Annotated in this window: 9 protein-coding genes and 1 riboswitch; of the genes, 6 read left to right on the top strand and 3 right to left on the bottom strand. The window is 28.3% G+C overall.

Annotated features, from left to right (window positions below; translation table 11 throughout):
* Positions 1 to 97 precede the first annotated feature (97 nt).
* Complete coding sequence (locus tag CLOBL_RS25150; RefSeq protein WP_077861512.1) at positions 98 to 562, bottom strand: peroxiredoxin; 465 nt, start codon at positions 560 to 562, stop codon at positions 98 to 100.
* Positions 563 to 866: 304 nt separating this feature from the next.
* Positions 867 to 978: riboswitch (SAM riboswitch) on the top strand.
* Positions 979 to 1181: 203 nt separating this feature from the next.
* Here CLOBL_RS25150 and CLOBL_RS25145 point away from each other — a divergent pair.
* Positions 1182 to 2471 carry an O-acetylhomoserine aminocarboxypropyltransferase/cysteine synthase family protein gene (locus tag CLOBL_RS25145; RefSeq protein ID WP_077861511.1) on the top strand — a complete coding sequence of 430 codons (1290 nt, stop codon included), beginning with the start codon at positions 1182 to 1184 and terminating at the stop codon, positions 2469 to 2471.
* A gap of 69 nt (positions 2472 to 2540) precedes the next feature.
* Here the strand turns inward: CLOBL_RS25145 and CLOBL_RS25140 are convergent, their stop codons facing one another.
* Both CLOBL_RS25140 and CLOBL_RS25135 read right to left on the bottom strand, forming a co-directional pair.
* Positions 2541 to 3311 (bottom strand): response regulator, encoded by a 771-nt coding sequence (locus CLOBL_RS25140; RefSeq protein ID WP_077861510.1) that lies wholly within the window; start codon positions 3309 to 3311, stop codon positions 2541 to 2543.
* Complete coding sequence (locus CLOBL_RS25135) at positions 3289 to 5163, bottom strand: sensor histidine kinase (RefSeq protein WP_077861509.1); 1875 nt, start codon at positions 5161 to 5163, stop codon at positions 3289 to 3291. Before CLOBL_RS25135 ends, CLOBL_RS25140 begins: the two co-directional genes overlap by 23 nt.
* A 165-nt stretch (positions 5164 to 5328) precedes the next feature.
* Here CLOBL_RS25135 and CLOBL_RS25130 point away from each other — a divergent pair, with 165 nt between their 5' ends.
* From CLOBL_RS25130 to CLOBL_RS25110, 5 genes are all read left to right on the top strand, one after another.
* A complete protein-coding gene (locus CLOBL_RS25130) occupies positions 5329 to 6660 on the top strand; it encodes an ABC transporter substrate-binding protein (RefSeq protein ID WP_077861508.1) in 1332 nt (443 codons plus the stop codon).
* A 257-nt stretch (positions 6661 to 6917) separates the two neighbouring features.
* The gene (locus CLOBL_RS25125) at positions 6918 to 7796 is read left to right on the top strand and encodes a sugar ABC transporter permease (RefSeq protein WP_077861507.1); all 879 of its coding nucleotides are present in this window, start codon (positions 6918 to 6920) and stop codon (positions 7794 to 7796) included.
* Entirely contained in the window at positions 7796 to 8623 is an 828-nt protein-coding gene (locus CLOBL_RS25120) for a carbohydrate ABC transporter permease (RefSeq protein ID WP_077861506.1), read from the top strand. The genes CLOBL_RS25125 and CLOBL_RS25120 overlap by 1 nt, the downstream gene beginning before the upstream one ends.
* 379 nt (positions 8624 to 9002) lie before the next feature.
* Positions 9003 to 10778, top strand: a complete 1776-nt coding sequence (locus CLOBL_RS25115; RefSeq protein ID WP_077861505.1) for a M3 family oligoendopeptidase — start codon at positions 9003 to 9005, stop codon at positions 10776 to 10778.
* Between the two features lie 254 nt (positions 10779 to 11032).
* Positions 11033 to 11803 carry a hypothetical protein gene (locus CLOBL_RS25110; protein WP_077861504.1) on the top strand — a complete coding sequence of 257 codons (771 nt, stop codon included), beginning with the start codon at positions 11033 to 11035 and terminating at the stop codon, positions 11801 to 11803.
* Positions 11804 to 11979: the final 176 nt, after the last annotated feature.

Raw genomic sequence — 11979 nt, 5'->3', positions numbered from 1 at the left:
CCGATGGTACTGCATGGGAGACTGTGTGGCAGAGTAGGACGTTGCGAGGTAAAATAAAAAGTAGTTGTAGTAACTACTTTTTTTATTTTATGAATAATTATACTGAGCATTTCAAATTTTCAACATGTCCAGGAACTTTTACTTTTCTATAAACTTTAGTAATTATACCATCTTCATTTATTAAAAAAGTACTTCTTTCAACTCCAATAGATTTCTTCCCAAACATATTTTTTTCTTTTAGCACTCCATATAAATTGCAGACTGTTTCATCTTCATCTGATAATAAAATAAAAGGTAAATCATATTTTGCGATAAATTTATCATGAGATTTAAGTGAATCTCTACTTATGCCTAAAATGACAATATTTTTAGAATTAAATTCTTTTATTGCATCTTTGAAATCCTGAGCCTCTTGAGAGCAGCCAGGTGTATTATCTTTAGGATAAAAGTATAATATTATTTTTTTGTTTAAATAGTCACTTAATTTATGTTCTTTTTTATCAGATCCAATTAAAGTGAAATCTGGAGCTTTTAATCCTTCTTTTAAAATTGTATTTTCCATAAGATACCTCCTATATATTCTTTATAGCAATTATTATCCATTAATATTATTTGTTTGTAAAGTGAAAATGAAAAAAATATGTAATCCAATTGAAACATAAAATACAATACAATCAAAAAAAGATTTGTATTAAAGTGATGATATAAGAGGGTTTTTATTGATATAATGAAAGTATTTCGCATGTTAAATTTAAAAAATATTAATATAAGGCGAAAATAATTTGAAAATAGTATTGACATATATTTATAAAGAATGTATACTTTATATCATAGTAAACAACTAAGAATAATAAAATTAAAAATATTTTTTATCAAGAAAGACGGAGGGACTGGCCCTATGATGTCTAGCAACCTGAATTAAGTATATATTAATTTAAGGTGCTAATTCCTGCAGATGTTATATCTGGAAGATAAGAATGTAATTGAAGTTTTCTGCTACTTTCTTATTTTAGAAAGTAGTTTTTTTATTATTATCAGTTAACTAATATTTGTGTAGTATCCTATAAGTTTTGAGAGTAATTAACGTAATATTGTATTGAAAAAAGTAGGATTAAAATGCAAATCATAGTAAATATATAAGAAAAATATAAAGATAAAATTATAAAAATGGGGGCAAAACTATGAGTAATCAAGAAAGAAAATTAAAGTTTGAAACATTACAACTTCATGTTGGACAAGAACAACCAGATCCAGCTACAGATTCAAGAGCAGTACCAATTTATCAAACAACTTCCTATGTATTTAAAAATTCAGCACATGCAGCTGCAAGATTTGGGCTGGAGGATGCTGGGAATATATATGGAAGGTTAACTAATTCTACTCAGGATGTTTTTGAAAAACGTGTTGCAGCACTAGAAGGTGGAATTGCGGGACTTGCAGTAGCATCGGGAGCAGCAGCAATAACATATGCATTTCAAAATATTACAAGTGTTGGTGATCATATAGTAGCAGCAAAGACTATATATGGAGGATCATATAATTTGTTAGCTAATACTTTTCCTACTCATGGAGTTACAACAACATTTGTAGATCCAGAAGATCTAGCAAATTTTGAAGATGCTATTCAAGATAATACGAAAGCTATATTTATAGAATCTCTTGGAAATCCCAATTCAAATATTATAGATGTTGATGCACTTGCAGAAATTGCTCATAAGCATAAAATACCATTAATAGTTGATAATACATTTGGAACACCATATTTATTTAGACCAATTGAACATGGAGCAGATATTGTTGTTCATTCAGCAACAAAGTTTATTGGAGGGCATGGTACATCATTAGGTGGTGTTATTGTAGATTCAGGAAAATTTGATTGGATAGCTTCAGGAAAGTTCCCACAATTAAGCGAGGCAGATCCAAGCTATCATGGAATTAAATTTGCAGAAGCAGTAGGAGCAGCAGCATATATAACTAGAATTCGTGCAGTTATATTAAGAGATACAGGAGCATGCATAAGTCCATTTAATGCATTTATTTTATTACAAGGATTAGAAACTCTTTCTCTAAGAGTTGAACGTCATGTAGAAAATACTTTAAAGGTAGTAGATTTCTTAAAAAATCATCCAAAGGTTGAAAGTGTAAATCATCCATCATTACCAGATAACCCTGATAATGCATTATATAAAAAGTATTTTCCTAATGGTGCAGGATCAATTTTTACATTTGAAGTTAAAGGAAGTGCTAAGGAAGCACAGGAATTCATAGATAAGTTACAAATATTCTCTTTACTTGCTAATGTAGCTGATGTTAAATCGTTAGTAATTCATCCAGCTAGTACAACTCATTCACAAATGAATGAAACTGAATTAGCTGAATCAGGAATTAAACCAAATACAGTTCGTCTTTCAATTGGAACTGAACACATTGATGATATAATTTACGATTTATCTCAAGCTTTAGGAGAATAAATATATAATAATTAAGTTTAAATAACTAGAAGATAATCAGTTAACAGATTGATTATCTTCTAGTTATTTTTATTTTGAATATAAATACTTTAATCTATAATCGCTAGGATATACTCCCACATTTACTTTGAATACACGGCTAAAGTAAAAGGCATCTTTATAGCCTATTAATTCTCCAATTTTTTTTATCTCAAGTTCAGGCTGATTAATTAAAAGCTGTTTGGCTTCATTAAGGCGGATTTTAGTTATATATTTTATTAGTGTTACGCCTGTGTGCTTTTTAAATATTTTACTCAAATATTCATTTGTAAATCCAAATTTTTCAGCAATTTCATGAACAGATGTTATAGAAGCATAATTACTAAGTAGATAATTTTCTAAAAGCTGGCTTAAGTCTTCGGGTTTTAAATTGCGATGATCAACTGAAAAGGAGGATATTTCTTTATTTTCGGATTCAAGTATGAGAAGCACATTTTGAAGAGCTGTACTAAGTTCTTCAATTCTTATTGGCTTTAATAAAAAATCTTTAACACCATATTTTAATGCTGTCTGGGCATACTTAAAATCATTATATCCACTTAATATAACAGTTTTAATATGAGGATGATTTTTATATAAATATTTAATTAATTCTATTCCATCATATTGAGGCATTTTTATATCAGTTATAACTAGAGACGGATAGAGTTCTTCTATGAGAGAAACAGCTTTTTCTCCGTTGCTAGCTTCTCCAGCTAATTGAAATGGTATAGATAAAGAGTTGATTTTTTTTATTATATTTTGCCTTATAAGTGGCTCGTCCTCAACAACAATAAATTTATATGTGTGTGTACTGTTCATAAAAATCCTCCTTATTTATATGAATTGGCCCGCCAATTATAAAAACAGTTTTATTTTTTTGAGAATTATCTATTAAAAATATGGCGTCTTTGTTATATAAAAGTTGTAATCGTAGATAAACATTTTTTAATCCCATACCACCAATTTTTAAAGAACGAAAATCCTCATTTTTATTTAAATTATTAAAAGTAGATAATAACTGTTCCTTTTTTTCATCTGTTAAGCATCCTCCATTATCTTCGACACATATTAACCATTTATTATCATTTATAATAGATGAAATTTTTAAATTCCATGGAGGAGAAGACGTAAAACCATGTTTGAATACATTTTCAACTATTGGTTGAACAATTAATTTTGGAATTAAGATTTCTTTTGTTTGCTCATCAATATTAGAGGTATAAATAAAATCGTTTCTGTACCGCATTTTCATGCATTCAATATATTTCTCTGTATATGATATTTCTAATTTAAGAGGAACTGCGGTTTCATCATATGTTGTAATGTATCGTAGATAATCACACAAAGCATAGCAGATATTTATGATTTCCCTATTCATATTCTCCTCGGCCATAATGCTTAATGTAGTCAAGCTATTGTATAAAAAGTGCGGATTAATAAGAGATTGAGTAGCTTGAAGTTTTGCACGTGTTTCTTCCGATTTTAATAATAAAATTTCATGAGAAGAAGCTCTAAGTTTATCATACATATCTAAGAATGATTGATATAATTCGGAAATTTCAATTATATTGCTGTTTATTGGTGCTAATAGGGTCTCATTTTTATTCAATACACTATTTATAGTTACTTTTTTTGTAGAGTTTGTTAATGCACTTAATGGATGAGTTAAACGACTTGAGATTAAAAAACATAAGAATAAAGTAAATATAATAGAAAGAATTATTATAAATATAAATCCTTCTTTAAATGATTGTAAAGATTTAAATACAACACTCTTAGATTCCACAGTAACAACCGTCCAATTATATGAATCAATTTTTTGATAAGACATTAATACATCATTTTTATTATTTAAGGTAACAAAGTATCCTAGCGATGGAGCTAAATTATTTTCTTTAATAGTATTCATATAGTTTGTATTGTTATCTACAGTAGTTGAATAAGGATAAATTAATTCATTTTTATCGTTATATACGTAAAAGGATATGGAAGGATTTTTCTGTTTCAATTCAGATATTAGGTTAAATACAGTATTACAATCTTGCAAAACTTCCACTATGCCTTCAGGTTCATTGGTGCTATTAAAAAATACACGAGTCAATGATAGATAGCTATGATTGGCAGTATTTTCAACTTTAGTAGGTGAATTTAATAATTTATTTGTAAGGTAAATGTTTTTGCCACCATTTTTATTTAGAGTTTCTGAATACCAAGGAATATTATTTAAGTCAACATTTATTACACCTTGAAAATATCCAGAACCAATACAGGTTCCATTGAGCGTATAGAGATTAACTTGATTTGCTGATTGAAAGGGGCCAATTATAGCAGTAATGATATCATATATTGCTAAAACGTTTTCTCTAGATTTTGAAAAATTCTCAAGATCAATTTGTTTTTCATTACTATTTGAAAAACTAGTGAAATTTTTTTTTATAGCATTAGAATATACTATATTCATGGATACTGTAGACATACTATTTAATTCAGTAGATATTGAATTATGAATAGAAGTACAAATGGTCTCTGAATTTGTCTTAGCAGTTTTATAAATATTTTCGCTGTAGAAATAATAAAAACAAATGAAGAAGAAAAATAATAAGGTTACTACTAAGAATCCATAAACAAGAAATAAATATATTCTTTGAGAAAAATATAATTTATGTTTCATTATTTCCACTCCTTTCCAAAAGTATTATATAATATTGTTCAAAAAAGTGCAAAAGTAAGTTCTTTTTTATCTATGTCTTATTACTATTCTTAATGATATTATAATATCATGGCTAATGTAAAGCTTATCATAAGGGATAGATTAAAAGTATTGGAGGTAAAATTTATGAATAAACGTCTAGTCAAATTGATTAGTACAGTTTCTATGACTGTATTAATAGGAAGTTCCTTTGCAGGCTGTGGGAACAGTAATGGGGGAGATGCGAGTAAGAGCACTTCAGGTAATGGTGAAGCAATCACACTAACATTTGGTTCTCATCAATCAGGACTTCCAGATTCAGGGGTAGTACAGGATTTAGCCAAGGATTTTGAAAAAGAGACAGGAATTAAAATTGATTTTCAAATTTCACCTGATGCTCAATGGAGGGATTTATTAAAGGTAAAATTAGATTCTGGAGAAGCACCAGATATATTCTGTGCAGATGCTGATCCTTTAAACTTGGTTACAAGAGTTAATCCTGAAAAATATGTTCAGGATGTAACAGATCAAGATTGGGTAAAACGAATGGATCATAATGTTCTTCCATCAATATCCTATAACAATAAAGTTTATGGAATTACTTTCCCAGGAAAGAAAATGTATTTTTATGTATACAATAAAGAAATATTTCAAAAGTTAGGTTTAAAAGTTCCAACTACTTATGAAGAATTTAAAAATGTATGTCAAAAGATAAAAGATTCTGGGGTTACTCCAATTTTTGAAGGAACACAAAATGGATGGCATCAAGTGCTTCCACTATTTGAGACAGGAGCTATGTATCAAGATAAACATCCAGATTTATATGATAAATTAAATAAAAATGAAGAAGATTTAGATTCTGTACCTGAATTACTAACTATTATTTCTGAATTAAAAGAATGTGCTGATTTAGGCTTTTATGGAACAGATTATTTAAGTAATTCTGTTGAAAATGCTAAAGAGGCAATGGCTAATGGAAAGGCAGCTATGTTCATAGCTGAATCTGCATGGAGAAATGAAGTAAAAGCAGATTTTCCAGACTTTGATGTTAATAAACTTGGAATATTTGCAATGCCTTGGGGAGATAATCAAACAATTGGTGTGAATCCAGCTAGTAATGCATACTTTATTAATAAAAATGGTAAGCATGTAAAGGAAGCACTACAATTCTTTGAGTTTTTAGCAAGACCTGAAAACTTACAAAAGCGTCTCGATGGACAACCTGGATTATCAGAGGTATGCTGGCCAGAGATAAAATCAAAGTATTCTGAAGAAGATAAAGCTTATATTGATTCCTTAAAGAAAGGAATGGTCATGCAGGCTGGAGTTAAGTATATTGATAGTCAATGGATGGATATTGGAAAGGATTTAGAATCTATGTATACTGGGGCATCAACTCCTAAGCAAGTATTAGAGACCATTATGAATAGAAGAACAGAGCAGGCAAAATTACAAAAGGATCCTGATTGGGACAAATAAAATTAGTTATAAATTATAAGTTAATAGAGAAAAGCCACAGGCTTTTCCAAAAATAAATATTTCAGAAATCCCTTTTGGCATCTATGATTTACTGATGATTGCTTAATCTTTAGGCGCTCAGTAGAACTTCCTATTATGGTGAAAAAATAGACAGGCATATATTGACTTGTTATTTTTTTGATAATGCCTTAAGGGATTTTATTATTAAGTTATAAATTGTTACTTATAACTTAGCACTAATATAAGGAGGGGCTGAAATGGACAAAAAAAAGATATATCCATGGTATTTTACTAGCGGAGCGCTAATAATATTTTTCTTGCTCTGTTTTTTACCAGGAGTTATTGGAATACTTTATTCATTTACTGATTGGAATAACTTCACAGATAAAATTAATTTTGTAGGTTTTAAAAATTATCTAGAGGTATTTAAAGGGAAACCAGAATATCGTATGTATATATGGAATACAGTCACTTTCACAGTAATAACAACTATTATGAAAACTGTAGTTGGGTTGGCTTTAGCTTTACTTTTAACTCAGAAGGTAATTAAATTTAAAAACTTTCATAGAATGATTATTTTTTCACCACAGGTAATGTCATATCTAGTTGTTGGTCTTGTATTTAAGAGTATGCTGCATCCACAAACTGGCTTTTTAAATGGTTTTTTAAAGTCAGTTGGATTAAATTTTTTAGCTAAAAACTGGTTAACTGATTTAAATATAGTGTTTCCAACGGTTATGTCAGTAGATACATGGAAAGGAATGGGCTATATAATGGTTGTTATCATAGCTGGCCTCTTATCTATTTCTCCAGATTATTATGAGGCAGCCAGTATAGATGGAGCGAATTTTTGGCAGAAGTTTAGACTAATAACATTGCCTTTATTAAAGCCAATAATTATAAATGTAACTATACTAAATGTTACATATGGTTTCAGAGTATTTGATATGATTTACTCTTTAACAAATGGTGGACCGGGAAATGCAACTGGTGTAATTAATACAGCTGTTTATAAGGAATTTTCACAGGGGGACTATGCAATGGGTACAACCTTGTCTAGCATTCTATTTTTTGCATTACTATTTTTAGTTTACTTTATTATAAAATCTATGGAAAATAAGGAGATTGATGTATAATGAACGTTTTAAGAAAATCTATTGGTAGTATAGCGGCAAATATAATAACAATATTTATGAGTCTAATAATTTTAATACCTATAATAGTGTTATTTCTTAATTCCTTTAAGAATAAAGGCGAATCTAATACAATGTCATTATCCTTGCCAAAGAAATGGATATTTGAAAATTATAAAACAGTAATAGAGCAAGGGAAATTAGTATCTTCATTTTTTAATAGTCTTTTATATGCCACTTGTAGCGTTGTGATCATAGTTTTTGTGGTGGCAGCAGCAGCTTTTGTTATAGCGAGAAATCGAAGTGGAATTAATAATTTTATTTATTATTTTATTATTTCGGGAATAGCTATACCAATAAACAATGTTGCATTAATGAAAGTATTGCAGGCTTTGAATCTTGTAAATACTAGAATAGGAATTATTTTAGTCTATGCCGCAATAAATATTCCTCTTAGTTTATTTTTATCCTATGGATTTATATCAACTATTCCCCGGGAAATAGATGAAGCAGCGATAATCGATGGATGCGGACCGGTGAAATTATTTATAAAAATAATACTTCCATTATTAAAGCCAATTATATCAACACTCTTTGTTTTAAATTTCATGGCAGTATGGAACGATTTTATGATGCCTTTATACTATTTAAATAATTCAGGAAAGTGGCCAATGACTTTGGCTGTTTACAATTTCTTTGGAGCGTTTGAAAATTCGTGGAATTTAGTTAGTGCTGATATTATATTAACTTTACTTCCAGTTTTAGTAGTATTTATACTTGGACAAAAATATATTATTGGAGGGGTAGCGGCAGGCTCTGTTAAAGGATAATAAGAGAAAATTAATATGAAATTGTTGTTGATTATGTTAAAAAGTTAATTTAAAGAGTCATATTTTTCACATTATAAGGCCAATGAAAATCTATAAAAGATGCTCATTGGCAGTTTTTTTATACCTATTTTAATGTGTTTTCATAATATATAAGTTCGGGATAATATGGTTTATTCTTTATGAGTTATTTTCTTTTTTTGAGCTTCAACCATAATTGAGCGCAGCTATCCATAAAGGACGTTAATTGTACAGTGTAAATTTTAAATTGAAATATATATATGATAGAAAGTATATTTTAAAGTTTTATAATTGCTGTAAATATAGTATATAATATAAAAAAGAAAATCTATAAATATAAATATGTCTGGAGTGATATGAAATGGAATTGAATTGGAGTCTAAAGGAAATATATACATCGTTTGAAAGTCATGAATTTGAAGATGATTTGGTAAGAACTGATAAATTAATAGAAGATATTAATTTGTGGGCAGATACTATAGTAAAGGATAGAAAGAATCTAATAGAGAAATTAGAAGCATATATAAATAAGGTTGCATTAATTAAAGATTTATCAAGCAAACTTGGAAGTTTTATAAATTTCAGCTTAAGTGTAAATACAAAAGATATAGATGCATTGAAATACTCAGATATTTTAGAAAAGAAATTAACTAATATAGTTGAAAGCTCAGTTAAATTAGAAAGATATATAAGTGGCATAGAAAATATTGATGAGATAATTAATCAATCTAAGCTGCTTAAAGAGCATGAATTTATTTTAAAAAATGTAATTGAACAAAGTAAGTATCTATTAAGTGAGAAAGAAGAAGCAATAATAGCCAATATGAAAAATACTGGTTCTAATGCATGGCTGAAATTAAAGGATAATTTGATTTCGAATTTGCAGGTTGAAATTGAAGAGAATGGAGAGTTTAAAGAAGTACCATTAACTATGGTATTAAATATGGCTTATGATAAAGATAAAGAAGTGAGAAAAAAAGCATATGAAGCAGAAATAAATTCTTACAAAAAAGTAGAAGACGGTGTAGCAGCAGCTTTGAATGCCATAAAAGGTGAGGTTTTAACAGTTTGTAATTTTAGAGGATATGAATCTCCATTAGATAAGACGCTTAAAGACTCAAGATTAGATGAAGAAGCTTTAGAAGCAATGCTTTCAGCTATGAGAGAAAGTCTTCCTATGTTCAGAAAATATCTAAGAAGGAAAGGTGAGATATTAGGACATAAAAATGGTCTTCCATTTTATGATTTATATGCGCCAGTTTGTGAAGCAGATATGAAATTTTCCTATGAGGAAGGAACAAAATTTGTAGAGAAAAACTTTAGAACCTTTAGCGATAATTTAGGTGATTTTGCAAAGAAAGCAATAAATAATAATTGGATAGATGTTAAGCCAAGGGAAGGAAAGGTTGGAGGAGCTTTCTGCGAAAATTTACATTTCATTGGTGAAAGCAGAATACTATTAAATTATGGAGATAATTTTGGAGATGTTGTAACTCTTGCTCATGAGCTTGGACATGGTTTTCATGGAGAATGTTTAAAAGGGGAAAGTACGTTAAATTCAGATTATCCAATGCCTATAGCAGAAACCGCATCTACTTTTTGCGAAACAATAATAAAGAAAGCAGCAATTAAGGAAGCCACTAAAGATGAGGCTTTGGCTATTCTTGAAACTGAAATTAGTGACTGCACTCAAGTAATTGTTGATATATATTCTAGATTTTTATTTGAAAAATCCTTTTTTGAAGCTAGGAAAGAAAGTTCATTAAGTATTGAAAAGATAAAAGAATTAATTCTGCAAGCACAAAAGGAAGCATATGGAGATGGGCTCGATTCTAATTTCTTACATCCATATATGTGGACTTGGAAACCTCATTATTATGATGCAGAATATAATTATTACAATTTTCCATATGCATTTGGTTTATTGTTTGCAAAAGGATTATATGCTGAATATCTCAAAAGAGGAGAGGCTTTTACCAAAGATTATGAACAATTACTTGCTATTACAGGTAAAAAGAAGCTAGCAGATGTAACAAAATTTATGGGAATAGATATTAGTGATAAAACATTTTGGAAAAATTCTTTGAAAACCATTGAAGAAGATATAAATAAATTTATTGAACTTAGCAATAAATAATCCTAATACAAAAAGAGAAAAACTAATATAAATTTTACATTCTCCAGTTAACTCATGTATTTACATTATATTACCGAAACCTAATTAATATCTTATAAGTTAAAATTAGGAAATAAATTATAAATTAAGTGAAACATATGTAAAAATATGGTAATATATATTTAGATAAGGCATATGAAAGAAAACAGACAAGTGAATTGACTTGTTATTTTCTTGATAATGCTTAAGTAAAATATGAAACGGAGTTGAAAATTATGGGGTTTTTCAAAAAGGATGAGATCCAAGAGAAAGAAATGCAACCAGTTATTGAAACTAAAGCAGACGTAAAGGAAAATGACATAAATGTTTTCAAGAAAAAAAATTTATCTCTATTTGATGTAGATACAATTCAATATGTAATTGAGAATTTTCCATCTATGTCTATTGAAATTCAAGGAGCACTAAATAATCTTGCAAACATATTAGAAAATACCATAGACTACATTGAGGATAAATCCAGTGAAATAATTAAGACAAAAAGAGATTTTAAACTGAGCAAATCTTACAGAAATACTTCTATATCAATATACGAAGTTGTACAAAATATAGGAGAATATATCAAGTGGATGCAGCAGGAATATGAAAAAAACATCAATATAAATCATGATGCAGCTAAAGGATTAGTAAATAAAAAGAATGAAGATAAAGTTCAAGAAAAATCTATTGCAGAAAAGAATGAAAATTTAGGTAATCAGGCTGTCAATGAGAAAGAAATAGAGATTTATAAAGATTTTTCATTAAAAGAACCTAAAGGATTCAAGTTGAAAGATAATGTAATTATGGTTGAAAATTGGGATGATTTACTTGTAAAGACAGCAGAAGTTTTAACTAAGAAATATAAGGATAATAGACATAGTAATATTTCAGTTAAAGAATTTCAACCAATACTTAAAAAGTCAACTCAAAATTCTTTTAGAGACACTGCTATAGAGATGCTTAATGAATATAAGATAAGTCTTGATGAATTTAAAGTTATAATTAAATAATAATCTATCATTTAACTTTAGCTGTAAATTAGATTTGCAGTTAAAGTTAAATTTTTCTTACAACTTAATAAATAATTGATATAAATTTATGAGAAGAAATAAAATTGCATTTAGGATATTGACAATAGTTATTATAGAAAGTAAAATATAAATAAATTTTATTAAATTAAATTTTT

The sequence above is a fragment of the Clostridium sp. BL-8 genome, assembly GCF_002006495.1.
Lineage (GTDB): Bacteria > Bacillota > Clostridia > Clostridiales > Clostridiaceae > Clostridium.
The sequence above is the reverse complement of the archived record's forward strand: the minus strand, read 5'-3'. Positions and strand labels throughout refer to the sequence as shown.